The 24,142-nt window shown below is 55.5% G+C and carries 21 protein-coding genes; 18 read left to right on the top strand and 3 right to left on the bottom strand.

What is annotated here, in order from left to right:
* Positions 1-71 precede the first annotated feature (71 nt).
* Positions 72-1,160: a type 2 periplasmic-binding domain-containing protein gene (locus ACR0AY_RS14520; protein WP_170402506.1), complete on the bottom strand. Its 1,089-nt coding sequence runs from the start codon at positions 1,158-1,160 to the stop codon at positions 72-74.
* Positions 1,161-1,299: 139 nt separating this feature from the next.
* Here ACR0AY_RS14520 and ACR0AY_RS14515 point away from each other — a divergent pair, with 139 nt between their 5' ends.
* The 9 genes from ACR0AY_RS14515 to ACR0AY_RS14475 all read left to right on the top strand — a co-directional run bounded on the left by ACR0AY_RS14515 (position 1,300) and on the right by ACR0AY_RS14475 (position 11,000).
* On the top strand, positions 1,300-1,968 hold the full coding sequence (locus tag ACR0AY_RS14515) for a response regulator transcription factor (RefSeq protein ID WP_170424968.1): 669 nt from the start codon (positions 1,300-1,302) through the stop codon (positions 1,966-1,968).
* Positions 1,965-3,332, top strand: a complete 1,368-nt coding sequence (locus ACR0AY_RS14510; RefSeq protein WP_480454339.1) for a sensor histidine kinase — start codon at positions 1,965-1,967, stop codon at positions 3,330-3,332. The genes ACR0AY_RS14515 and ACR0AY_RS14510 overlap by 4 nt, the downstream gene beginning before the upstream one ends.
* A 190-nt stretch (positions 3,333-3,522) precedes the next feature.
* Positions 3,523-4,644, top strand: a complete 1,122-nt coding sequence (locus tag ACR0AY_RS14505; RefSeq protein ID WP_170513280.1) for a ring-hydroxylating oxygenase subunit alpha — start codon at positions 3,523-3,525, stop codon at positions 4,642-4,644.
* On the top strand, positions 4,641-6,167 hold the full coding sequence (gene betC, locus ACR0AY_RS14500) for a choline-sulfatase (RefSeq protein WP_170513277.1): 1,527 nt from the start codon (positions 4,641-4,643) through the stop codon (positions 6,165-6,167). Before ACR0AY_RS14505 ends, betC begins: the two co-directional genes overlap by 4 nt.
* A gap of 8 nt (positions 6,168-6,175) precedes the next feature.
* A complete protein-coding gene (locus ACR0AY_RS14495; RefSeq protein WP_480454337.1) occupies positions 6,176-6,967 on the top strand; it encodes an SDR family NAD(P)-dependent oxidoreductase in 792 nt (263 codons plus the stop codon).
* Positions 6,967-7,899 (top strand): 3,5-dioxohexanoate:acetyl-CoA acetone transferase, encoded by a 933-nt coding sequence (gene kce, locus ACR0AY_RS14490; RefSeq protein WP_480454336.1) that lies wholly within the window; start codon positions 6,967-6,969, stop codon positions 7,897-7,899. The genes ACR0AY_RS14495 and kce overlap by 1 nt, the downstream gene beginning before the upstream one ends.
* A 10-nt stretch (positions 7,900-7,909) precedes the next feature.
* The gene (locus ACR0AY_RS14485) at positions 7,910-9,328 is read left to right on the top strand and encodes a gamma-aminobutyraldehyde dehydrogenase (protein ID WP_480454334.1); all 1,419 of its coding nucleotides are present in this window, start codon (positions 7,910-7,912) and stop codon (positions 9,326-9,328) included.
* Positions 9,328-10,068, top strand: coding sequence for an SDR family oxidoreductase (locus ACR0AY_RS14480; protein ID WP_170513268.1), 741 nt, complete (start codon positions 9,328-9,330; stop codon positions 10,066-10,068). Before ACR0AY_RS14485 ends, ACR0AY_RS14480 begins: the two co-directional genes overlap by 1 nt.
* Positions 10,068-11,000 carry a 3-hydroxyacyl-CoA dehydrogenase NAD-binding domain-containing protein gene (locus ACR0AY_RS14475; protein ID WP_170513265.1) on the top strand — a complete coding sequence of 311 codons (933 nt, stop codon included), beginning with the start codon at positions 10,068-10,070 and terminating at the stop codon, positions 10,998-11,000. Before ACR0AY_RS14480 ends, ACR0AY_RS14475 begins: the two co-directional genes overlap by 1 nt.
* On the opposite strand, the gene ACR0AY_RS14470 is transcribed toward ACR0AY_RS14475, so the two are convergent.
* Positions 10,978-12,075, bottom strand: coding sequence for a GlxA family transcriptional regulator (locus ACR0AY_RS14470; RefSeq protein ID WP_480439367.1), 1,098 nt, complete (start codon positions 12,073-12,075; stop codon positions 10,978-10,980). The two genes, ACR0AY_RS14475 and ACR0AY_RS14470, sit on opposite strands and share 23 nt — an antisense overlap.
* Before the next feature lie 20 nt (positions 12,076-12,095).
* Here ACR0AY_RS14470 and ACR0AY_RS14465 point away from each other — a divergent pair, with 20 nt between their 5' ends.
* Entirely contained in the window at positions 12,096-12,506 is a 411-nt protein-coding gene (locus ACR0AY_RS14465; protein ID WP_480454332.1) for an alpha/beta hydrolase, read from the top strand.
* 88 nt (positions 12,507-12,594) lie between these two features.
* On the opposite strand, the gene ACR0AY_RS14460 is transcribed toward ACR0AY_RS14465, so the two are convergent.
* Positions 12,595-13,539: an alpha/beta hydrolase gene (locus tag ACR0AY_RS14460; RefSeq protein WP_170513259.1), complete on the bottom strand. Its 945-nt coding sequence runs from the start codon at positions 13,537-13,539 to the stop codon at positions 12,595-12,597.
* 29 nt (positions 13,540-13,568) lie between these two features.
* Here ACR0AY_RS14460 and ACR0AY_RS14455 point away from each other — a divergent pair, with 29 nt between their 5' ends.
* The 8 genes from ACR0AY_RS14455 (at position 13,569) to ACR0AY_RS14420 (ending at position 23,951) form a co-directional block, all read left to right on the top strand.
* Entirely contained in the window at positions 13,569-14,249 is a 681-nt protein-coding gene (locus tag ACR0AY_RS14455) for a TetR/AcrR family transcriptional regulator (protein WP_170513256.1), read from the top strand.
* A gap of 476 nt (positions 14,250-14,725) precedes the next feature.
* Positions 14,726-15,913, top strand: a complete 1,188-nt coding sequence (locus tag ACR0AY_RS14450; RefSeq protein ID WP_480454331.1) for a hydroxymethylglutaryl-CoA reductase — start codon at positions 14,726-14,728, stop codon at positions 15,911-15,913.
* On the top strand, positions 15,910-16,821 hold the full coding sequence (locus ACR0AY_RS14445) for a UbiA family prenyltransferase (RefSeq protein WP_170513250.1): 912 nt from the start codon (positions 15,910-15,912) through the stop codon (positions 16,819-16,821). Before ACR0AY_RS14450 ends, ACR0AY_RS14445 begins: the two co-directional genes overlap by 4 nt.
* Entirely contained in the window at positions 16,818-19,274 is a 2,457-nt protein-coding gene (locus tag ACR0AY_RS14440) for a PEP/pyruvate-binding domain-containing protein (protein WP_170513247.1), read from the top strand. Before ACR0AY_RS14445 ends, ACR0AY_RS14440 begins: the two co-directional genes overlap by 4 nt.
* Positions 19,267-20,367, top strand: coding sequence for a DUF3419 family protein (locus ACR0AY_RS14435; protein WP_170513244.1), 1,101 nt, complete (start codon positions 19,267-19,269; stop codon positions 20,365-20,367). The genes ACR0AY_RS14440 and ACR0AY_RS14435 overlap by 8 nt, the downstream gene beginning before the upstream one ends.
* The gene (locus tag ACR0AY_RS14430; protein ID WP_170513241.1) at positions 20,364-21,695 is read left to right on the top strand and encodes a hypothetical protein; all 1,332 of its coding nucleotides are present in this window, start codon (positions 20,364-20,366) and stop codon (positions 21,693-21,695) included. Before ACR0AY_RS14435 ends, ACR0AY_RS14430 begins: the two co-directional genes overlap by 4 nt.
* The gene (locus ACR0AY_RS14425) at positions 21,692-22,537 is read left to right on the top strand and encodes a hypothetical protein (protein WP_170513238.1); all 846 of its coding nucleotides are present in this window, start codon (positions 21,692-21,694) and stop codon (positions 22,535-22,537) included. The genes ACR0AY_RS14430 and ACR0AY_RS14425 overlap by 4 nt, the downstream gene beginning before the upstream one ends.
* On the top strand, positions 22,530-23,951 hold the full coding sequence (locus ACR0AY_RS14420; RefSeq protein ID WP_170513235.1) for an AMP-binding protein: 1,422 nt from the start codon (positions 22,530-22,532) through the stop codon (positions 23,949-23,951). The genes ACR0AY_RS14425 and ACR0AY_RS14420 overlap by 8 nt, the downstream gene beginning before the upstream one ends.
* Positions 23,952-24,142 lie beyond the last annotated feature (191 nt).

Raw genomic sequence — 24,142 nt, 5'->3', positions numbered from 1 at the left:
CCTTTCATATACTGTCTTGTGTTTAAAAAAGCGCGCACCCGACATTGGGGTGCGCGCTGTGGTGTGTGGGCTTAGTTCAGCTCGACACCGTAGGCTTCTTTGAGCCAGTTCAGAACGTAGCCTTTGGCATTGTCGTCGACGTTTGTCGCGGTTTGCAGCGCCGCCTTGGAACCGTCGCCCACAAATACCGGGTACTTACCGACGCGTTTGGACGAAATATCAGCAAAGTCGCCGCGCTCGGTCACAGCCTGAAACGCTGCGGTGTAGGCGTCGACCACTTCCTGTGGTGTATCGCCAGGCAGAAAAGCCAACTTCTGAACCGGGAAACCTGCGACAAAGAACGCTTTCCAAGCGTCCCACGCCTCGCCACTGGTTTCACAGCCATCCGTTGCCTCGCAAACCTCTTTGAAGGTTGGAATATCAGGGAAGGTCGGGTCGCGGACGATGTTTCCATCGGCATCCAGCGCCCCCCAGGTCATCATCGGCACAGCCTGACCGGCCTCAACCAGCGGGGCCGATCCACCCAAATAGCCGGATGAGGTCTGATAGTCGATGTTAGCTTCGCCACGTTCGAACATCAGACGACCATCGCCACGGCCTTTGATGCCAAAGACTGGCTCAACGTTCATACCCAGCATTTGCCATGCCAACAGCGGCACGAGATCCAGACGCGTTGCGCCCTGCGAGCCGTAGATGAAGTTCGTGTCTTTCAACGCATTTGCGGAGCCATCAAACTTGGCACCATCTTCTGCGTTCAGATAGGCGACACCTCCTGTCCCGGACGCCATAACCGGGATCCAGTCGTTGTATTCATAACGCACGCGCGGATCGCTCAGCAGATAAGGGAATTGAGTTGAACCGGAAGTGCCGAACAACAAGGTTCCATCATCGTGGCTTTGTTCCTGGAACCAGTTTGCGCCTTTGGTCGAACCAGCACCCGGCATGAATTTCACGACCACGGTCGGTTGACCCGGAAGAGCTTCGGACAGAAGCGGCGCAAAGAAGTTGGCCCATTTCGCCGAACCACCCGTTTCCGAGAACGGGATGACCCATTCGATGGTCTTGCCCGAGAAATCAACCTCGGCAGCGGCAGGTGCAGCGATACCGGCGGCGGCGATCAGCCCTACGACGGCGCGACGGGTGAAGTTGGAAATGGTCATTGGTTCCTCCCTGTTGACCAGACAATCACGTCATCGCCCCCGGCGCTACCGTGATCGCAAATAGAACTGTGGGGTTGATTCCCCCTCCCATCTGGCAATCATGGAGCGCCAACCTTGCGCGAAACTTGCGGGAGACCCGATGCGGATCGTCATAGTCGAGGACAATGAGCCACTCGCCAATGCCATTGCTTATCGCCTTCGTGACCGAGGTCATGCGGCAGATATACTGACTGACGGAGATGCGGCTGACCTTTACCTTCAACAAGAAGGCGCGGATTTGATCGTTTTGGATATCAACCTACCCGGCCGGTCAGGGTTGGACATCCTGAGGTCGCTTCGCGAACGTGGTGACAGTGCGCCCGTGATCCTGCTAACAGCGCGCACCGAAACAAGCGACCGGGTGACCGGTTTGGATATGGGCGCAGATGACTATCTGGTCAAACCCTTCGAAATGGACGAGTTAGAAGCTCGCGTCCGAGCACTTTCTCGGCGCAAAGAGCTTGACTACGGAGCGCGGGAGAGCATCGGTAGCCTCGAATTCGACCGCGCATCGCGTCAGGTTAGTGTTCAGGGCGAAGTCATGGATATACCACGGCGGGAAATAGCGGTGCTTGAATGCCTGTTGGAGCGTCGGGGCAGAATTGTTCCTAAAAGCCAACTCACAGATTATGTCTATGGCGTTGGGGCCGATGTCGATGACTCAGCTGTTGAACCTCATGTGTCGCGGTTACGAAAACGCCTTCAGAATCTCGGCATTAAGATCAAGACAGCGCGCGGTCTGGGGTACCTTCTTGAGGTGCAGAAGTGATCAGGCACGGCTCCCTCAGGCTACGACTCTTCATTCTTATCCTGACACCCTTGGTGTTGCTTGCGATCCTTCTTGGGCTTTGGCGCTTTATGATTGCCCAGGAAACGGCTCAGGAGCTGTTCGACGACAGCCTGCTATCTGCCGGACTTGCAATTTCACGAGATGTCGCGATTTCAGGAGGTGACGCACTTTCGCCCACCACGCGCAGCTTGATCCGCGACGCGTCGGGCGGAGAGATCTTTTATCATGTTACGGGCCCGGGTGGCATCTACGTGACTGGCTATGCATACCCTCCGGCACCCGCGAACTCGTCTGCTCAAGAGGCGAACAGGCCGCAGTTTTTCGAAGCACTCTATCGCGACGAGCCGGTGCGAGTTCTTAAGCTGACAGAACGTGTGACCATAGAAAATCTCATAGGAGATGCGACGGTCACAGTTTGGCAACGTATGGCGGATCGCAACGCGTTTGCAAATGAGCTGTCAATCCGCGCAGGAATTCTCATGGGAATCCTACTTGCCACTCTGGCATTTGTGGTATGGTTCGGAGTTGCTCGCGGGCTGCGGCCCCTCCTGGATTTACAGGACGCAATCGACCTGCGCTCACCAGATGACCTGAGTGAGATCAAACGCCCGGTACCGATCGAGGTTCAAGGTGTCGTCAAAACCTTGAATCGACTCTTTGGACAGGTGGAAAAAAGTATCAATGCCCATCAGGTGTTCATATCCGAAGCGGCACATCAGCTACGTAACCCTGCGGCCGCCGTTCAGTCGATGGCCGAAGCGCTTCGAGATGCGAAAACCGATGAAGACCGCGATAAACGCATCATCGAGCTTGTCGCAGCGGCAAAGAACTCAGCAACTGTCGCTGAACAACTGCTATCACTTGAACGGCTCAGGCAACCGACGCACCAAGATCAAATGGTTGAAATTGATTTCCGCTCGGTTGTCGAAGAAGCCTGCGCAGAAATGGGAGTTCACATTCTTGCAAAAGGCATCGAGTTTGATGTCACGATGCCCGAGACGGCGGTCATAGTATCAGGTGATCAGGTGTTTCTAACTGAAGCTCTAAAGAACCTGTTAGACAATGCTGTTAAGCACGGTGGCGCTAAACTAAGCCGCATATCAGTCGTCCTGCGTTCTGACGGCGGAAACGTTAGGCTTACTGTCGCTGATGACGGCGCTGGCCTTTCGCCCGACCAAAGCGAAGCTGCATTTAGTCGGTTCTCCCAGTTGGAATATTCCGAAGGCAGTGGCCTGGGTTTGTCAATCGTCTCTGCGGTGGCGCAGCGCCACGAAGGATCAGTCTTAATCAACCAAGTCGAAAGAGGAGCGAGCGTTACGCTTGAGCTTCCGATAATCCTTTGAATTGTTTCGTTTTTGACAAGTCCGACACCTACAAGGGTTGAATTGCTCCTCGACTAAATCCGGCGCTCGAGAGATTGAAACAGAGTCCCCGCAGGTCAAATAACTGTCGAAAATGATCAAACTAGCGGCCGATTAAGCATATCCCCGAATCTCACTTGAAATAGGTTTAAGTTTAACGGGAGAGGGCAGCATGACCGATACAGAAACAATTTCCTTGGGCTATCACGTCGATCCATCACGCTCTAGCTCGTTACAGGCTGCGGCATACACACAGGACAAGTGGTTTGACGCAGACCTTCGCTCCATCCTCTCCAAAACTTGGCAATGGGTGTGTCATGTCGAGAAAACACGAGAGCCGGGGTCCTTTGTAACGGTGGATGTTGCCGGTCAACCTATTGCGGTTGTGCGCGACAAAGAGGGTAAGCTTCGCGCCTTTTACAACGTATGCAAACACCGTGCCCATGAACTGCTATCAGGCGAAGGCAATACCACACGGATTATGTGCCCCTATCATGCCTGGGTCTATAAACTTGACGGGCAATTGGCGCGTGCGCCACATACTGAAAACCTCGAAGACTTCAACAAGGATGAGATTTGCCTCGACGAAGTGCAGGTTGAAGAATTCTGCGGTTTTGTTTTTGTCAATTTGGATCCGACGGCTGCCTCTTTGTCAGAGCAATCCGGAAACCTGGAAACCGAGGTGCGCCATTGGGCGCCGGATGTGGATCAACTCACTTTTGGCCACCGTCTGACCTACGACATCAAGTCGAATTGGAAGAACGTCGTGGACAATTTCCTTGAGTGCTATCATTGCCCTACGGCCCATAAGGATTTTTGTGACCTCGTGGATATGGATACCTACAAGGTTACAACCTACGGCATCTACTCCAGCCATATGGCTGACGCAGGCAACAGTCCAAATACCGCCTATGACGTCTCGAACGCCACGGTGAAAACTCACGCGGTTTGGTGGCTCTATCCCACCACTTGCCTGATGCGATATCCCGGACGGTCCAGCATGATCGTGTTGAACATCATACCTGTTGCGCCAGATCGGACGCTTGAAACTTACGACTTCTTCCTTGAGACGCCGGAACCCGACGCGATGGAGTTGGACGCAATTCGCTATCTGGACGAAGTTCTTCAGGTCGAAGATATCAGCCTTGTCGAAAGTGTGCAGCGCGGGATGAATACACCTGCGTTCACCCAAGGTCGGATCGTCAATGACCCGGACGGGTCCGGCAAGTCCGAGCACGCCGTTCATCACTTCCATGGCTTAGTCTTGGACGCTTACGCAAAAGGTGCCACGTGACGCGGCCAAACATCCTTGTGGTCATGGCGGACCAATTGGCTCCGCATTTCACAGGGGCGTACGGGCATAAGGTCGCCAAGACGCCACATCTTGACGCGTTGGCCGCGCGCGGCATGCGCTTCGATGCAGCTTACTGCAATTCCCCTCTCTGTGCGCCTTCACGGTTTTCCTTTATGTCGGGTCAGCACATCAGTCGCATCGCAGCTTACGACAATGCATCCGAGTTCAAGGCTTCGGTGCCGACATTTGCGCATTATCTGAAATCGCTGGGCTATCGTACATGTTTGGCAGGCAAGATGCATTTTGTCGGGCCGGATCAGATGCATGGATTTGAGGATCGTGTGACAACCGACATCTATCCTGCTGATTTCGCGTGGACCCCGGATTGGGAGGCCCCGGACGAGCGGATCGACAAGTGGTATCACAACATGCAAACGGTGAAGGAAAGCGGCGTTGCCCACGCGACTTTCCAGATCGACTATGACGACGAGGTCGGTTTTGCTGCCAAACGCTGGCTGTTCGATGCGGCCCGAGACAAAGCGCTTGGCAATGACGCGCCTTTTGCGATGGTTGCAAGCTTCATTCACCCGCATGATCCTTACGTTGCGCGGCCCGAATGGTGGAACCTGTATACGGATGATGAAATTGACTTGCCCGCGTTTGTGCCCGCGTTGGAGGATCAAGACCCCTTTTCACGACGTTTATTGGATGGGATCGAAGCGTCTTATGTGCCACTGACCGAGGAAGAAATCCTGCGCGCGCGCCATGCCTACCTGGCAAACGTCAGTTACTTCGACAGCAAAATCGAAGAGCTGGTTCAAACACTCGAAGAAACGGGCGAGTTGGACAGCACCATTGTGATAGTCACAGCCGACCATGGCGACATGCTGGGTGAACGAGGGCTGTGGTACAAAATGAACTTCTTCGAACACTCCGCACGAATTCCATTGGTCATGGCCGGACCAGGCATCGCTGTTGGGGCCGCTCAAAATGCAGTGTCACTGGTTGATCTATTGCCGACATTTATCGACATCGGTGGCGGTGATGAGACGATGATCGGAGAGCCGATCGACGGTCGTAGCCTTATGCCTCTGGCTCGGGGTGAAGAAGATTCAGTTGATGAGGCGATCGGAGAATATTGTGCCGAGATGACGGGCTATCCTGTGATCATGATCCGGCGCGGGCCCTTGAAATATATTCATTGTGATAGCGACCCACCGCAGCTCTATGACCTGAGTGCTGACCCGATGGAAACGAAGAATTTAGCTTCGGACCCAAGCTACTCCGACGCTAAAGCTCGTTTTGCGGCTGAAGTCGCCGAACGGTGGGACGGCAGTGCTTTGCGAAAGAAGATAATCGCCACACAAAAATCGCGCCGTGCATTACATGCCGCGATGGAGGCTGGTGCCAGCGAGCCTTGGGACTACAACCCGCCGTCCGATGCAAGTCAGCAGTATGTACGCAACAATATGGATTGGACAGTGGCTGCACGCCGCTACCGCTATCCGCCATTGAAGGATTGAAACAAATGATGCTGAACGGAAAAGTTGCTCTCGTGACTGGTGCCCGCGGTGGAATCGGGCGCGCGATTGTCGCTCGGTTTCTAAGAGAAGGCGCAACGGTATTTGCCGCTGACCTCACACCGGAAGGGTCGTTAGATCAACACGACGACGACGGCAGTCATTTTGTTAAGCTGGATGTGACTCAAGAAGCAGACTCGGTTGCGGCGATGGATCATGTGCGCGCCGCACACGGAAAGTTGGACATCCTAGTGAACGCGGCGGGGATTGAGATCGAAAAAACGGTTGAAGAGACCACGTTGGAGGAATGGAATCAAAGCTTTGCGGTTAATTCCACGGGCACGTTCCTGACCTCGAAATACGCCATCCCATTGATGCGCGAAGCGGCGAAGACAGGGAATAGCGCAAGCCTTATCAATTTTGGCTCCTACGACGGGTTCATCGCAGACCCTGGGCTTGCGGCCTATTGCGCGACCAAGGGTGCAGTTCACGCTTTGACCCGCGCAATGGCTTGCGATCATGGCCCAGAAGGTATCCGGGTGAATGCCATCTGCCCTGGCTATATCGACACTCCAATGCTGCAGAGCTTCTTCAACGGCGATGGATCCGGCGGAGGAGGTGGCAACATTGAAACGCTGCAAAAGGCCGTGCGCGATGTTCATCCGATGCGGACCTACGGGACGCCCGAGGATATTGCAAATCTGGTCAACTGGCTTGCCTCGGACGAGGCGCGCTATGCCTCTGGCCAGTTGTGGGTTCTGGACGGGGGGCTGTCTGCACAAGTGCAGCAGATGAAGCTCTGATGCCCAAGCCAGTCATTATCACTTGCGCGCCGACCGGAGGCATCCATACGCCGTCAATGTCACCGCATCTGCCGATTACACCGGCCGAGATTGCGACGGCCAGTATTGAGGCGGCCCAGGCAGGGGCATCGATCATTCACCTGCACGCACGGCACCCGGAGACAGGAAAACCCGATCCCCGACCTGAGCTGTTCAAGCAATTTCTACCCGTAATCAAGCAGTCCACCGATGTTGTGATGAATGTCTCGACCGGCGGCGGCTTGGGGATGTCGATGGATGAGCGGCTGCGGGCGGCGACATCTACCAGCCCAGAGATGGCATCGCTCAACATGGGATCCATGAACTTTGGTATCTTTCCGATGCTGCAGAAATACACCGAGTTTCAGCACGACTGGGAACGGCCATTTTTGGAGATGACGGAAGACTTTATCTTTCCCAACACTTTCAAAACAATTCGTTACGCCATCGAAAAACTTGGTGGAGATCACGGCACCAAGTTCGAGTTCGAATGCTATGATCTTGGACATCTCTACAACGTCAACTGGTTCGTGGATCAGGGCCTGATCAAACCGCCATTTTTCATTCAGATGGTATTTGGCATCTTGGGTGGCGTTGGCGCAGATGCGGACCATCTGACACACATGCACAACACAGCCGATAAGCTGTTCGGAGCAGAGAATTACGAATGGTCGGTCCTTGCCGCTGGTCGTCACCAAATGCCATTTGCGACCCAAAGCGCGATGCGGGGCGGTAACCTGCGTGTCGGTCTCGAAGACAGCCTGTTCATCGGCAAGGGTGAGTTGGCAAAATCTAACGCGGAACAGGTCTCGCGCATCCGATCAATCGTTGAAAACCTTGGCCTTACAGTCGCGACGCCAGCAGAAGCGCGCATGCGGCTCGCACTAAAAGGCGGCGATCAGGTTGGCTTCTGAGGAGACGCATATGCAGACGAACATGTTGATCAACGGCGAAATGGTTGAAGGCACCGGCGACGCCTTGAACATCCTGAACCCTGCAACAGGAGAGGTTATTGGTACCGCAAAAGAAGCCAGCGATGCACAGATCGAGGCGGCGGTGCGCGGCTCAGCAGAGGCATTTGAGACCTTTTCGGTTACGACCCCTGCAGAACGCGCTACAATCTTGCTTCAGATAGCTGATGTTGTCGAGGCGAACAGCCAGGAGTTGGCAGAACTTGAGAGCCTAGATGTGGGAAAACCCTGGCCATCGGCTCATGATGATGAAATGCCGCTGACGATTGATGTCTTTCACTTTTTCGCCGGGGCTGCGCGCACCATGATGGGGTCTGCCTCTGGAGAGTATGTCGCGGGTCATACGTCGATGATCCGGCGCGACCCCATTGGCCCTGTCGCCGCCATCGCCCCTTGGAACTACCCGCTGATGATGGCGTCCTGGAAGATTGCTGCACCAATTGCGGCAGGATGTTCGGTGGTGTTGAAACCGTCCGAGATCACGCCGCTATCTACTCTGCGACTTGCAGAACTGTTACAAGATGTTCTGCCAAAAGGCGTGCTTAACGTGATCCATGGTCGCGGGCCCGGCGTGGGGAATGCCCTGATGAACAGCCCACAGATGGAAGGGATCAGTGTTACGGGTTCTCCGGCGACAGGCATGGCTGCAATGCGGGCTGCTTCCCAGAAAATTAAACACGTTCATCTGGAATTGGGTGGCAAAGCGCCGGTCATTGTCTTTGATGATGCTGATCTCGATGCTGTGGCCGAGACGATCCGTTATGGCAGCTACTTCAATGCCGGTCAGGACTGCGCACAGCCTTGCCGCGTGATGGTTGCAGACAGTGTTTACGACAAACTTGTGGCCGCGATTGCCGATCAGGTTGGCCGGATCCAGATCGGTGCACCGAAAGCTGAAGGAACGGAAATGGGCCCGCTTGTCTCTGCGGCTCAGCGGGATCGTGTAGCGGGTTTTGTTGATCGCGCACGCAGCAGCTCTGAAATCGTTTCTGGTGGGGCGTCTGGTGAAGAAGACGGCTTTTTCTACCAGCCGACAGTCATCGCCAATGTCGACAACACTGCAGAGATTGCCCGCAATGAGGTTTTTGGACCCGTTGTAACTGTCTCTCAGTTTTCTGAGGCAGAAGATGCGTTGAAGATCGCCAACAACGGACCTTACGGGTTGGCCTCATCGGTTTGGACACGAGATGTTGGGAGAGCAATGCAAATGACGTCCAAGTTGCGCTATGGATTCACCTGGGTAAACACGCATGGGGTTGCGACCCCCGAGATGCCATGGGCCGCGATGAAGGGCTCAGGCACGGGCAGTGATATGTCGGTCTATGCGCTGGATGCTTACACCGCAGTCCGTCACGTTATGGTGGCACACTGATGCGGTTAGCTGGGAAACGCGCCTTTGTTACAGGCGGCAAACAGGGCATTGGTCGCGGCATCGTTGAGGCCTTCGCAGCCGAAGGTGCGGCTATCGCCACCTGCGGGCGCGGCCCTCAACCAGATGATCTACCTGATCAAGTAACCTGGTACACGCTGGATGTATCCAATCCCGAAGCGGTTGCACGTACTGCCCGAACAATCGGCCTGGTAGATATCCTGGTAAACAACGCCGGCGTTCAGGTCGAAAAAACAGTGACCGAAAGCACAGACGCGGATTGGGATTTGGTGATGGGAGTAAACGCACGAGGCGTTTTTAACTGTTGCCGCGCCTTTATTCCGAAAATGTCTCAGGGTGGTTCGATCATCAACATTGGTTCGATCTCGGGCAATGCCGCTGACCCATCGATGGCGCTCTACAATGCTTCAAAAGCGTTTGTGCATGGGCTTACACGCTCTATCGCGGTGGACCATGGACCTGCGGTGCGCTGCAATGCAATCTGCCCGGGATGGATTGAGACGGGCATGCTGGACGCAGCATTCGAACTCGCCCATGACCCGGAAAAGGCTAGAACAGAAGCGCTGGCACGCCATGCGGTCAAACGCTTTGGTAAGCCCGCAGACATTGCTGCGATGGCTGTTTGGCTAGCTTCTGACGAGTCGTCTTTTGCGACTGGCCAACTGTTCACTGTGGACGGTGGTATGACTGCGGCCTCCCCCCTGAATCCGGGACTGTTCTGATGTCGGAAATCGAAAGAACAGCCATTCTCGGAGCCGGTGTCATCGGGGCAAGCTGGGCAGCGCTGTTTCTCGCGTCGGGTCGCAGTGTGACCGTATTTGATCCCGATCCGAACGCTGAGGCATCCGTCCGTAAATACATTGAAATGGCGTGGCCTGCGTTAGAAGAATTGGGCCAAGTTGGCCACGCTACCCGAGATGCGATCACCTTTGCACCGACCGCAGCTGAGGCCGTGCGAAACGCGCAGTTCATTCAGGAGAATGTGCCGGAGCGGTTGCCGATCAAACATTCCATCTATGCGGAAGTTGAACCAGAGTTAAGCGCTGATGTAATAGTTTCAAGCTCAACATCCGGCCTAACACTCGATGCTCTCCAACAGGGATGGCGCGATCCGAGTAAGCTCATCTTAGGTCATCCGTTCAACCCGCCACATCTCATTCCGCTGGTCGAGTTGACGGCGAACGACGCCACCGGTTCAGATGTTCTGAACCGAACGGAGACGTTCTACGAAGACCTGGGCAAAGTCACGATCCGGATCAAGAAGGGCATGCCCGGACACGTCGCAAACCGCTTACAAGCTGCAGTATGGCGCGAGGCCGTCCATATGGCGATTGAAGGCGTTGCCAGTGTCGAAGACATCGATAAAGCGATGTGGGCCGGCCCCGGATTGCGGTGGGCCGCGATGGGTCCGACGACGCTTTTCCACCTAGGTGCAGGCGACGGCGGTCTGCGGGCCTTCTGTAACCATTTCAAGGATACATTCAATGGCTGGTGGGACGACCTGGGCAACCCTCGTCTTGATGAGGATGTCATCAATAAACTGGTCGATGGCATTAACGATCAAACTCAGGGGCAAAGTACCGAAGAGTTATCAGCGCAACGCGACAAGATGCTTACGGCGATGCAAAAAGCTACCCAACACCTTCGGACTTAATATCAGGCTTGAACATTGGCCACGCGCGGAACTCGAATGGAGTACGGCCTTCAATACGGTCTGCAGTTGGTGTGAGGCCAAAACGGCTTCGATATGCCCGGCTGAAATGAACTTGCCCGTTAAATCCTGATGCTTCTGCAATCTCGCTGAATTTCAGCTCTGTTTGGGTTACTAGTCCACGCGCGCGATCAAGGCGTATGTCACGGTAGTACTCGATCGGCGACTTCTGGACATATTGCTGAAACAATCTGCTAAGTTGTCGTTGCGAAATCTTCAACCTCGCTGATATTTCAGGGATCGACAAAGTGGCTTCCAAATGTGCCTCCATCAAGTCGATTGCGTCCCTTACCACCCCAGAGGTGACATACCCCAGTGGCTCCACGTCTTTGGGGTTCTGTGATTGGCCCTCACCGCGTACATTGTGATGAAAAAGATATCGCGCAGATGCATTGGCGATACTCTCACCATCGACAGAGTGCACAAACCGCAAACCCAGATCAGTCGCCGCGGAACCCCCGCAACAAGTGAACATCTTTCCATCCATAACAATCATGTTCTCTGACACTGTGGTATCATGGGCCATTTCAGCAAAGGCATCGATGTGCTCATAGTGTACCGTCGCTGTCTTGCCTTTAAGCAGTCCAGCAGCCGCAAGAACAATCGCACCAGTATCCAAGCCGCCAACGATTGCTCCGCACGCCTCCCACTTCTGAAGGGCCACCTTAAACTGAGATGTTCCGTGACGTTCAGGTGACCAACTTGTACTCACCAGAACCAGCCAGGGCTTGCGCCCCGTCACGGCCGCCAATGGGGCAGTGTCAACGACTAGGCCGCTGCTAGACTCAACTGGTCCACCGAGGTCCGAGACATAGGTCCAAGAAAATCGAGCCGAACCTGTCAGGTAATTGGCTATTCTGAAAGGATCCACGAAAGACGTAGTCGCCGAAACATTGAAATGCGGACTCACCAGGACAACGATATCTAGCTTGCGATCAATTGGATGGATCATGGCCGATTCTGTAAAATGGAGTCCAAAATTGTCAATCGTGTTTCGCAGGAGTGCAAAAGTTACCAATTCACGGGCTCAGTGTCGTGATGCACACCATGACGGAATGCCTCAAATACATTGATGACGTGAAAGCGTTTGTTTGCACGCAACCCGCGTCCATCAATGTCATGTCAATGGTATCGATGGACGCGATGGGGCTGGCTGCGTTTCATAACGTTCTGGGCGAAGAGATTGAAAAGGTTAAAGGCTTGCCCTTGGACAAAATGACCCCTCATCTTCACGCCAAAAACGTTACCATGCCGACATACACTGTGCAGAACAAGGATGATGTCTGGACGATCCCCGAAGACGTTCAGACCACTTTTGACCTGAATCCGGGTGAAGAAAAGAAACTGCACTGGATCGAGGACGGCGATACGCGGCGCTTCATCGGCTACAACTTCTTCGGGGAACATCCCGAAACGATGATTGAGTTCTTCGACAAGCACATGGGATGACGGTAAAATTCCCGAGTGCACGATCAATTGATACGCGCTCCATCAATCGAAATGGCAGAGACCACTGTATGACCTCCGCCTAATCTGTTTATCTGCCAAAGAACTCTGCTACAGCGTCCGTCGACGCCTTTACTGCCTCGGGCTTGTAGTAGAAGTCCACATGAGAGAACTCATCAAACGCCAATTCCTCATGTTCATTCGTCAGCTTCTCAACGAACTGCGTTGAGCAAGGGGCTGTGAAGGCCGTGCTGCTGTAAATTGCCAGGGATGGCTGCACGATCTTGTCGGCGTAAGCTTCTCCAATGGAAATCAGAGACTGCATACCTTGATCGCCGATATGCATATTGGTGTATGTCGGAACCGCGACAGGGCCTTTGACCCCATCGCGTCCGTAGTAGTCATAGGATTCTCCGGCCATCGGGTTGACTCCCGATCCAACAAATTCTTCTCGGGTTTGCTCATCATTCAGCCCGAATGGTGCAACGTATTCCGGCTCGCCGGTTTCATACATCTTCTGCATCGAGGCGTTCGAGGCTGCGATCTGCTGGTTGACCATATCGCGGTCGGTCCATTGAAAACCATCAGCCGCCATCATGCCCGACACCATGGCGATCTTCTTGATGCGATGATCGGTCACGGCAGCCGATGCGATGATCGAGCCGACTTGGCAAACACCCAGACCGTAAATCTCGTCAACGAAAGGAAGCGTACCCAGGTAGGAAACAGCGTCCCAGGTGTTTTCGATCAGCCGGAACATGTAGCGGGATTGCTTGTACTCTCCGGGCAGCGCAGGGGACGAGCCCATGCCGAGGTAATCGAAACCGAGGTAGATGAAACCCCGCGCGGCCATTTCCGGCCCGTAAGTAGCCGGGATCTGATCTTTGACCTGAGGGAACGGGCTGGCCCCCACGATGGCCTTGTAGGTCTTGGTCTCATCAAAGCCTTCGGGCAGGTAGAGATCGCCCGCCAGATCCACGCCAAAGGATTTGAAGGTAACTTCGTTTTTGCCCGCGGTGAGATTTTGGGTCGTCATGGTCTTGGTCCTTTCGGGGTCAGGTAGCTTTGCGCCTTGCTAAAGTAAATTGTTTTGTTTACTTATGGTGGGGAGGTAGCGCTTGTAAACACGTCTTTTTACTTTTTGAGGTAGAAATCTTGAAACGCACTGAAAAAAAACGAAAAGATATTATCGATGCGGCCATCGATGAGTTCAAAGAGCAGGGGTTTCTGGGGGCAAAGACCACTTCAATCGCCAAAAAAGCCAACGTATCGAGTCGCACGCTCTACAATCACTTCGAGAGCAAGGAGGCCCTTTTCGAGGCGATCTCACAGATCATGCTGGAGCAAAACCGGAGCATGGAGCCAGCGCCCTATGATCCGGATCGTGACTTCGTCGAACAATTGAAGGAAGCCTTGTGGCGTTACATTGGGGTGATCACCGATGAGACCGCCATCGGATTGAACCGGATGGTCATCGCAGAATTGATCCGTGACCTTGACCGATCCCGGCAATTCTTCACTGAAACAGCAACTCACGATTACCCAATAACGAGACTGATCAGCGAAGCCATGGATGCAGGCGTGATCCGCAAGGCGGATCCGGTTTTTGCGACCAACCAGCTTCTGGCGCTCATCAAAAACTTCTTTTTCTGGCCAGAGTTCTTCCTTGGCGAGAACCCGACGCCCAAAGATGTATTGGACGATTGCGTCGCGATGTTTCTGGCACACTACAAAGCAGACGTTTGATCGATCATCACCGAAACAGATCTTGGATGGCGGGTTCTTGCACCCACCGGGTGAATGACGGCATAGTGATGAACCGAGTAGCTCGCTGGTCATAATGTCTGATGCGAGATCTGGTTGTACCTCAGGTAAAGAGCAAGGCATCTGAAAAGCACCCCCAGTTTGAACGCTTAGCGTTTAGTTTCAAAAGGGTTACACTCCCTTTTTGCGATGCGTGTCGTGCCGAGATCATCGTCCTCAGGCCTACCGGTACTTTCAACTGCGACAAATGCGAGACCCTTTGGGATCAAACACTTGATCGATGAACATTTGACTGGATTTCGATCAAACGACTGATAACTTGCCTCGCAGCGGTTTTTGGTTGCAACAGCGTTGCACAGAAAATCTATTGGAGCGCGCTATTGGTAATTCCGTTTCATGTCCGGGAAATGCTTCAACGCATAAAAGCACGATTTGATGCTGACCAGATACCTCAGCAGATGGCGCCAAGCGATGCTGAGTTTTCAACCTTACGCCCATCTCGCAAGCCGACCAAGGAGATGGTCGCACGATTCTGGGAAAAGTTGAAACCAACGGCCAGCGACAAGGATCAGGCACAAATTGCAGATTCGGCGGCTATCGAAGATGCCGAGACCTATGGCGCCAATATCGAGAATTTCATCGGGACGGTTAAGCTTCCAGTCGGGGTTATTGGCCCCTTACGCCTGAACGGAATGAACGCCAACGGCGACTTTCATGTCCCCCTCGCAACAACCGAGGCAGCGCTGGTCGCATCTTATGCCCGGGGCGCCTACGCCGCCACTCGGTCGGGCGGTATCAGTACCGCTGTTTTATACGAAGGCGTGCTGCGGACCCCGGCCTTTGTGTTCGATAGCCTGCTAAGAGCGGGGCAATTTGTGGATTGGGTGGTGACCAATGTTGACAGGCTCAAATCTGCGGCCGAAGCGACGACCCGTCATGGCAAGCTTGTATCACTGGAGCCATTCATTGACACCAACGTCGTTTTCCTGATTTGCCGCTATACCACTGGTGATGCTGCAGGTCAGAACATGGTGACCATCGCCACCGACGCCCTTTGCCACGCAATCGCGGATAGCTGTCCTGTTGCGATTGAGAACTGGTATGTCGAAGGTAATTTCTCGGGCGACAAAAAGGCCTCGGCTCTGGGGCTGGTGACGGGGCGCGGGCGGAAAGTCAGCGCCTCGGTTACGCTTCCGGCTGAGATTGTCGAAAAGACGCTGGGCACGACGGTCGAGGCGATGCTGGACTATGGCCGTGTCGCCAATCTGGGCGCACATTTGTCTGGCCAGTTTGGCGCACAGGCGCATTATGCCAACGGGCTGGCTGCGTTCTATATCGCAACCGGACAAGACGCGGCCTGCGTTGCCGAAAGTGCAATGGGCGTCACGCGTATGGAACCTAGGGGCGGCAATCTATTCTGCTCGGTCACGCTTCCGAACATCCTTGTCGGCTCGGTCGGCGGCGGAACCGGTTTGCCAAGCCAGGCAGCAGCGCTGAACATACTCGGTCTACGGGGCAGCGGGTGTGGCACGGCTTTGGCCGAAGTTGCTGCGGCCACGTGTTTATGCGGCGAAATCTCCATTGTCGCCGCGATTGCTGCCGGTCATTTCACCCGCGCCCATGAAAGTCTGGCCCGCCACAGATGAGCTTTCAGAACCGATTTTGGATTTACCAATCCGAGCGCTTTCCGCTTAAGAAAACCGTCCCCCTGCTGCTGGTGTTTTCCTCGGCCAGCATTTGTGTGTCTGCCCGTCTGGCAGATCGCCCCTTGCCCGAGTGGCCCGCCTTTGCCGCCGGTTTTGTGCTGGCCATGGCGCTGTTCTTCCAGATGCGGGTCTGTGACGAGTTCAAGGACGCCGAGGATGATCGACGTTACCGGCCCGACAGGCCGATCCCACGCGGATTGGTCTCACCAGGCGAAGTTTGGAGCTTGGGCTTACTGACCATTCCAATTGCACTTGCGGCTGCCTGGTTCTGGCACCCGTCGGTTTTGTGGCTGTTGGGCGCGGTTTGGATCTGGCTCGCTGCGATGACAATTGAATTCGGTGTCCCGGCCTGGCTGAAGGCCCGGCCGGTTCTGTACCTGCTCAGCCATATGGCAATCATGCCCTTGATCGATCTATTGCTGACTGGCCTCGAATGGCTGCCGGCAGGCGGCGCGGCGCCCTCACTATGGCTGTTCCTGGCGTTGTCCTTTGTGAATGGCTGCGTCCTTGAGATCGGGCGGAAATTGTGGGCGCCCGAAAACGAGATTGAAGGGGTCGACAGCTATTCCTCCCTATGGGGTCCGCGTATGTCGGGACGTATCTGGATCGGCTGCGTTCTGCTATCCTACGCGCTTCTCGTCGGCACAGGAAGCGCCACCGGAGTTGGCTGGCCAAGCGCCCTGATCGGCGCACTAGCGCTGGTTCCCTGCGGGGTTGCTGTATTCCACTACGGTCAGACACCCACTGTGAAAGCACAAAACAGGATGGACACTGTTTCCGGTCTGTGGGTATTTTTTTGCTATGCCACGGCTGGTTTCCTACCCTACCTGATCGGAGCCGTAGCATGACTTTCATCGTCGACCAAATGGATGCCAATGACATCTCTGTGGTTGGAGGCAAAGCGGCAGCCCTGTCGCATCTGACACAGCACGGGTTTTCCCCGCCCGCATTCTTTGTCATCACAAATGACGCGTTTCGTATGGGGCAATCGGGCCCGATCGCGCAAAAAGGCCTGCGACTGGCTGTGTCCAGCGCGCTTGAAACACTCGGGTCCGGGCCTTACGCGGTACGCAGTTCTGGCCAGTCCGAAGATGCCGTGGACCACAGCCATGCGGGACAGTTCGCAACGGTCCTGAATGTTCCCGGCAAGAGTGTGATCGCGGCGGCCAAGCAGGTTTGGCAATCCGGTTTCTCATCAACGGTCGAAACCTACCGCGCGGTCAAATCCGGCGGCGAGGCCGAGGCCCCCGCGATCATCGTGCAACGCATGATCGATGCCAAAGCGGCCGGGGTAGCCTTTTCCGCCGATCCGGTCAGTGGCCGGCGCGATGTGGTCGTGATCTCAGCGATTGACGGGCTTGCAGAGCAGCTTGTGTCAGGGGAAGCGGACGGAGAAGACTGGGTCATCGATGCAGATGGCCTACCGGAAAGCGCTCCTGACGCCCCTGCACATTTGACCGTCACGGAGGCGCGATCCATCGCGGCCCTCGCCCGAAAGGCCGAGGCGTTATTCGGTTCTCCTCAGGACATCGAATGGGCCATTGATGCGCAAGGGCTGCATATTCTGCAGGCCCGCCCGATCACCACGGCCCTGCGCCCTGCCCCGCTCGAAGATCAGACGCTTACCATTTTCGACAATTCCAATATCGTCGAAAGCTATCCGGGCATCGTCAGCCCGCTGACTTATTCCTTTGCCCTGCACGTGTATTCTCAGGTATATCGCGCTTTCGTTAGGCTGCTGGGCGTGTCCCGGCACACGGTCGCGCTGAACCCCACTGTGTTTGACAATTTACTGGGGCGGGTGGACGGGCGCGCCTATTACAATCTGATCAACTGGTATCGCGCGCTGGCACTGTTGCCCGGGTTTTCACTGAACCGCGACTATATGGAAACGATGATGGGCGTTTCTGAACCGATGCCGCGTGAGGTCACGGATGCTCTTGCCCCACCCCCCACCACCGGCTGGCACAAGATCGTGGAGTACGCGAAACTGGCCAAGGTTGCGGGCGGCCTGATCTGGCAGGCCATCCGCCTACCGCAGACCCGGCGTGATTTTTACCGCAGGCTGAACGACATATTACAGACGGGGCTGAACGTGGATGCCTCTAACGCGACCCAACTGGCTGCGGAATACCGGCGCATTGAAAGCACTCTGCTGGATCGGTGGGATGCCCCGCTGATCAACGATTTCCTGTGCATGATTGCCTTTGGCGGCTCGCGCAACCTGCTGCAAAAGTGGCTGGGCGAGGCCGGGTTGACCCTGCACAACGACCTCATGATCGGGCAAGGTGATATCGTTTCGGCGGAACCCGCGCAACGCATCGCCCGGATGGGAGAGTTGGTTCGGCAGGCAGGGCTTGCCGCTCCTTTGAAGGCCAATGCACATCTGTCGGTTTTGTCAGGACACCGGCAAATCGAAGCCGAGGTTGATGCGTATCTTGAGAAGTTCGGCGACCGGTGTACGGAAGAGCTCAAGCTGGAAAGCGTTCCGTTACGCGATGACCCGACCAGTCTGTTGCTGGCCATTGCAGCCAGCGCTGAACGTCCACCTTCCGGGCGTCAGGACGGCGATGAACCGGACTGGAAGGCTCTGTTTCCGTCAAACCCACTCCAACGGTACTTCGCCAAATGGATTTTAGGCTGGACCAAGGCGCGGGTGCGCGACCGTGAAAACCTGCGCTTTGAACGCACGCGCATATTTGGTTATGCGCGGCGCGTGTTTCTGGGCATCGGCCGCGAATTCGCTGCCCGTGACCTGCTTTCATCGCCAAAGGATGTATTCTTCCTGACAACACATGAAGTTCTCGGAGCAGTCGAAGGTTATAGCCTGTCACCTGATCTGAAAGGCATCGTTGCGCAGCGCAAACTGGAAGACGAAGCCTCGTCCCGACGCCCAGATCCGCCGGAACGCATCGAAATCCGTGGCCCCGCCATCGCCCTGGTTTGGTCCGAGAACGCAGAAGCGGAGGCGGACACTGCACGGATGAAGCACGGCACAGGTTGTTCTGCAGGTCAGATCAAGGCGCGCGCGCGCGTGATCCGCGACCCGCGCACTGAGGCCTTAAACCCCGGAGATATACTCGTGGCGCGCCACACCGATCCGGGCTGGATCGCCGTATTCTCGAACGCATCCGCCATCGTCGTCGAACGGGGGTCTCTGTTGTCACATTCTGCGATTGTCGCACGCGAACTGGGTATCCCCTGCGTGGTTGGCTTGAAAGGCGCAACCAACTGGATCGAAGATGGTGAGATGATCCGGGTCGACGGGGCAAGCGGCGCGGTGGAGCGGTGCGATGGATAGCAGTGAGATTGAGAAAAAGGCGGATTTCGACCATATCCGCTATGCCCAACTGTGGGAAGACGCGGATGTTCTCACCTCCGCCCTGGGCGATTGTGCGGGCAAGACATTGGTCTCCATCTGCTCTGCCGGGGATAATGCGCTGGCAATGCTGACACTCGATCCCGCGCGCATTGTCGTTCTGGATCTTTCACCGGCCCAGATCGCCTGCCTTAAGCTCAGGATCGCGGCCTATAAAGTGCTGACCCATCCCGAATTCATTGAACTCACCGGCTCGCGGCGAAGTACCCGGCGGGGCGCATTGCTGAACCAGGTTTTGGAAGCCACAGATGCCGAAACGCGCGCTTTCTGGCGGACTCTGATCACGGAAGTCGAAAAACACGGCATCGGTGGCGTCGGCAAGTTCGAGCGCTATTTTCGCATCTTTCGAACTTGGCTACTGCCTCTTGTGCATTCACGCCGAACCATCGACGCAGTGTTTGTTCCCCGCTCGCCCGCAGAGCGACTGACATTCTTCGACACGCGGTTCAACACGGTGCGATGGCGTCTTTTGCTGAACATCTTCTTCTCTCGCCTCGTCATGGGCCGCATGGGCCGGGACAGTGCGTTTTTCGACCATGTAGAGGGTAGCCCGGCCCAACATGTCGCCCGCCGCATCCGTCATGCGGGAGTCACCACCGATCCCTCGCAAAATCCCTATCTGCACTGGATTCTCAAAGGCGATCATGGCGACGCGCTGCCGATGGCGTGGCGTTCCGAGCATTATGAGACAATCCGATCCCGGTTGGATCGTCTCGACATCCGCCTTGGATCGCTTGAGGCTTTTGTGTCGACCGACGAAAAAGCCAGAGGATTCAACCTGTCCGACATCTTCGAGTACATGTCGCCCGAGACCTTCCATCAGGTTTACGGGTCGATCCTGACCGCTGCAGAGCCAAATGCCCGACTAGTCTATTGGAACATGATGGCACCCCGGAGGGTTCCGCCGGAATTCAGAAACAAGGTTGAAACCCTGACCGACATCGAAACACAGCAGAAGGCCCGCGACATGGCATTCTTCTATTCGGATTTCGTCGTCGAAGAGTTTCAACCGTGACTGTTATTGGGCAGATTCTGCTGGCGGCGGGGTCGGTGCTGGCTCTGGTCGGCGTAATGATGGTCATACGCAATCTGGCCAATACAGCGGGCCTGAAACCCGAAGTGCAGCGCAAGCTTATGCATGTCAGCACCGGCCTCTTTGCGTTGCTGCTGCCCTGGTTGTTTCCCGATCGCTGGCCGGTTTACATGCTGATTGCGGCCACAATCCTGGTGATGCTGGTGCTACGCCTGCCTCGTTTTTCGTCGGGTCTGGGTGCAACTTTGCATGGTGTGGATCGTACGTCCTACGGCGACTTTCTGCTCACCCTGTCAGTTGGGCTTTGCTTTCTGCTAGCCGGGGAAAACACGCTGTTCTACATACTGCCAATCGCCGTTCTGACACTCGCGGATGCAGCCGCTGCGCTTGCCGGGACCACGTATGGAACCAAACGCTACGTGGTAGAAGATGGCGACAAGAGCTTAGAAGGATCAGTGGTGTTTTTTGTCGTAACACTATTGGTTGCGATCATCTGCTTCTTGTTCTTATCGAAACTCCCGCCATCTAACATCATGATGTTGTGCCTTATGGTTGCGGCTTTTGGCACATTGGTCGAGGCACAAAGCTGGCGCGGGTTTGACAACCTTTTCCTGCCGCTTGGCTTGTTGATTTTCCTAAACGGCCACTATTTCAGCTCTTTGGCAGAGCTCGCCCTGTTGGCCGCCATGTTCTTTGCCGCCCTTGCCAGTTTCGGCGTAGTGGGAACCAAACTGGGCCTGACCAAACATGCGACCCGTGTCTATGTTGTCGCGGTTTTTTTGCTGCTGGCCGCCGCAAAGCTGCAGAACACAGTACTGCCGATCATGGTTCTTGCCACACATGGCTGGGCGCGTACCGCTTCTCCTTGTGACAGTAAGTACCCCGATCTGGATATCATAGCCGCCTTGGGGCTTTTGGGATTTGGTTGGCTTGCGGTGGGAAATGCAACGGGATGGGATGCAGTTTCCTTTTTTGGGCTCAGTGCGATGGGGTTAGCTATGGGGCTCACTGCTGTGGCGCTGCGTCCCATTCCTGTTGTTATACCACTTGCTGCGGCTGTCCTTTATTTCATTCGAACTTGGGCTGTTTCCCAGAATTCTGAACAGTCGAACTGGGCTGAACCGCTGACTGTACTGGCCCTGTTCTCATTAGCTTGTTCAGCCGCAGCGCCGTTGCTCCGACCACATTGGTTCGAAAAAGATAGGGTGCTCAGGCTGACGCTGTTGGCCCTCGCGCCGCCGTTGCTTTACTACGTTTGGATCGTTGCTGGATCGCTAAGTGGTGGGTTCTTTGCCGGAGTTTTTTCATGACCAATGAGATCATCAGAACGGCGGATGCAAAGCTGACCGTTTATCTGAACGGTCCGATCTGGGAGGGCGCGCGCGCCGCGACCTTCGGCGATTTTTCCTGCAAAACGCCCGAAGCCGGTGCCGAAATCCTGTGCAAAGGGATCGAGAGGGTGAAAGACGCCGGCCTCAACCGCATTATTGGGCCAATGTCGGGCGACACCTGGCACAGTTACCGGTTCGTCTCGGATAGCGACGGGTCCGCTCCGTTCCTGATGGAGCCTACCAACAAACTTCATGAGCCCAGGGTTTTCCAGTCGGCAGGATTTACAGAGATCAGCCGGTATTTTTCGGCCCGGGTGTCGTTGCAAGCCGCAACCGGGTCAGCACCGCCGGAAAGCGATGGGTTCGTGGTGGAAGAGTGGGGCGGAACAGACCCCGAGGCGCTGTTTCGTCAGGTCTTCGACCTGTCAACCCGCGCATTCTCCGGCAACGCGTTCTACAAACCGATATCCGAGGCAGATTTCCTGGCCATGTATATGCCAGTTGTGCCGATGATGAAGCGCGACCTGATCCTTTTTGCGCGCCGCCATGACGGCACATTGGCCGGGTTTCTGTTTGGCATTCCCAATTATGCCGAAGGCCCCAATCCGGCATCCGCAATCCTCAAGACCTATGCAAGTCTCGAACCGGGCGCCGGACGGCATCTGGCCCACCGGTTTCACAAGGCGGCGCTCAGGATGGGGTACGAAACCGCCATTCATGCGCTGATCCATGATGACAACACCTCCGCCGAGCGCAGTGCAGCGGAAGGCGCGACAATATTCCGGCGCTATACTTTGCTTGGACGGAAGCTGAATGGCTGACCTGCTGTCCCAATTCGCCACGGCGGTTAAACGGGTTCCCGACCGGACAGCCATAGTGGACGGCAAGGGCCGCGAGATCACCTTTCAAACCCTGCGCACGCGCGTTCAGCACTTGGCAGGTCGGTGGCAGGACAAGGGTATCCAGTCAGGTGATCGCGTGTTGTTGGCCATGCCTGTCAACGCGGACCTATATGCGAGTCTGGCTGCGCTTTGGACTCTTGGCGCAACCGTTGTCTTACCAGAGCCAGCCTTGGGGCTGGCCGGTCTGCGCCACGCCGCCCGAACAACGAAGCCAAAAGCGTTCTGTGCAGCGGGTGCGTATTCTTTGCTGAAATTTCTGGTTCCGGATCTCTGGGCCCTGCCCCTGCTGACGCCTGGTAAAAGCCGCAGCAACCCGGTGGCGCAAAAGGTACAACCGGACGATATCGCCCTTATTTCCTTTACTTCTGGTACTACTGGCCAGCCCAAGGCCATTCCGCGCTCGCACGCGTTTTTGATGGCGCAGCACGATGCCATCGCACCCCTCCTCGACAGCCGTATGGCCGAGCGCGATCTGGTGGCCTTTCCGGTGTTCACGCTGATCAATCTGGCGGCCGGGCGCACAAGTGTTCTACCCAACTGGAGGTTCAGCAAGCTGGACCGCATGTCGACTGTGCAGTTGGAAAGCTGGCTTCAAACGCAACAGATCACCCGGGCCCTCATCCCACCATCGCTATGTGAAAAACTGGTTCAATCCGACGATACCGGTCCGTTGCACACGGTGTTCACCGGCGGCGGTCCGGTGTTTCCGAATCTTGTCGAGGCGTTGAGAACCCGGCACAGCCTGTCGGTTGTGTGCGTTTATGGGTCGACCGAGGCTGAACCGATTGCCCATCTCGACGCCGCGGATATCTCGGTGAAGGATCACCGCGACATGACTGTTGGAAGGGGTCTTCTTGTGGGATACCCGGTGCCCGAAATCACGCTCCGCATCCGCGACAATGAAATTCAGGTCGCCGGCGCACATGTGAATGACGGGTATTTGAACCCGACCCATTCGAAGAACAACAAAATCGAAGAAGGTGGTGTCATATGGCACCGGACCGGTGACGCTGGCGCGCTGGATGATGACGGGCGTTTATGGTTATGGGGGCGCGTCGGGTCCGAAATTGAAGTCTTTTCAGGTACGCTCTTCCCCTTTGCTATCGAAGTCGCGGCACAGCGATGGCCAGGTGTAGATCGATGCGCGCTCGTCAATACCAAAGCAGGCCCCACACTTTGCGTCCAAGGTTCCGCGGATCACATCGACGATTGGACTAAATCTGCGCTTGGTTTTGACGTTCCAAATGTGATTTCGATTAAGCACATTCCTATGGACAAGCGTCATGCCTCCAAAGTCGATCGTACGAAACTTACACGCATAATAGAAACCTGACGCAATATGGCTCGTAGGCCACTGAGCCTGCACGCCACTACCCAAATTGCGATACAAATTGGGAGAAAGGCCAAGCATAACCTCAGTACGATATGAAGTCCTTCACTTGATCAAAACTATTCTCCGCTCAAGGCTGGGGTCAGCGAACGACGGTATCTCAAAAGGAAAAACTGTTAGTACTTAACATGTTC

Source organism: Ruegeria sp. A5 (assembly GCF_056543005.1).
Note: the sequence above shows the minus strand (reverse complement) of the source record. Positions and strands in the feature narration are given on the sequence as shown.

What these genes read in the sequence shown, in the direction of transcription:
- ACR0AY_RS14520 (WP_170402506.1), bottom strand. Translation starts at nt 1,160, where the DNA reads ATGACCATTTCCAACTTCACCCGTCGCGCCGTCGTAGGGCTGATCGCC.
- ACR0AY_RS14515 (WP_170424968.1), top strand. Translation starts at nt 1,300, where the DNA reads ATGCGGATCGTCATAGTCGAGGACAATGAGCCACTCGCCAATGCCATT.
- ACR0AY_RS14505 (WP_170513280.1), top strand. Translation starts at nt 3,523, where the DNA reads ATGACCGATACAGAAACAATTTCCTTGGGCTATCACGTCGATCCATCA.
- ACR0AY_RS14495 (WP_480454337.1), top strand. Translation starts at nt 6,176, where the DNA reads ATGCTGAACGGAAAAGTTGCTCTCGTGACTGGTGCCCGCGGTGGAATC.
- kce (WP_480454336.1), top strand. Translation starts at nt 6,967, where the DNA reads ATGCCCAAGCCAGTCATTATCACTTGCGCGCCGACCGGAGGCATCCAT.
- ACR0AY_RS14485 (WP_480454334.1), top strand. Translation starts at nt 7,910, where the DNA reads ATGCAGACGAACATGTTGATCAACGGCGAAATGGTTGAAGGCACCGGC.
- ACR0AY_RS14480 (WP_170513268.1), top strand. Translation starts at nt 9,328, where the DNA reads ATGCGGTTAGCTGGGAAACGCGCCTTTGTTACAGGCGGCAAACAGGGC.
- ACR0AY_RS14475 (WP_170513265.1), top strand. Translation starts at nt 10,068, where the DNA reads ATGTCGGAAATCGAAAGAACAGCCATTCTCGGAGCCGGTGTCATCGGG.
- ACR0AY_RS14465 (WP_480454332.1), top strand. Translation starts at nt 12,096, where the DNA reads ATGCACACCATGACGGAATGCCTCAAATACATTGATGACGTGAAAGCG.
- ACR0AY_RS14460 (WP_170513259.1), bottom strand. Translation starts at nt 13,539, where the DNA reads ATGACGACCCAAAATCTCACCGCGGGCAAAAACGAAGTTACCTTCAAA.
- ACR0AY_RS14450 (WP_480454331.1), top strand. Translation starts at nt 14,726, where the DNA reads ATGGCGCCAAGCGATGCTGAGTTTTCAACCTTACGCCCATCTCGCAAG.
- ACR0AY_RS14445 (WP_170513250.1), top strand. Translation starts at nt 15,910, where the DNA reads ATGAGCTTTCAGAACCGATTTTGGATTTACCAATCCGAGCGCTTTCCG.
- ACR0AY_RS14440 (WP_170513247.1), top strand. Translation starts at nt 16,818, where the DNA reads ATGACTTTCATCGTCGACCAAATGGATGCCAATGACATCTCTGTGGTT.
- ACR0AY_RS14435 (WP_170513244.1), top strand. Translation starts at nt 19,267, where the DNA reads ATGGATAGCAGTGAGATTGAGAAAAAGGCGGATTTCGACCATATCCGC.
- ACR0AY_RS14425 (WP_170513238.1), top strand. Translation starts at nt 21,692, where the DNA reads ATGACCAATGAGATCATCAGAACGGCGGATGCAAAGCTGACCGTTTAT.
- ACR0AY_RS14420 (WP_170513235.1), top strand. Translation starts at nt 22,530, where the DNA reads ATGGCTGACCTGCTGTCCCAATTCGCCACGGCGGTTAAACGGGTTCCC.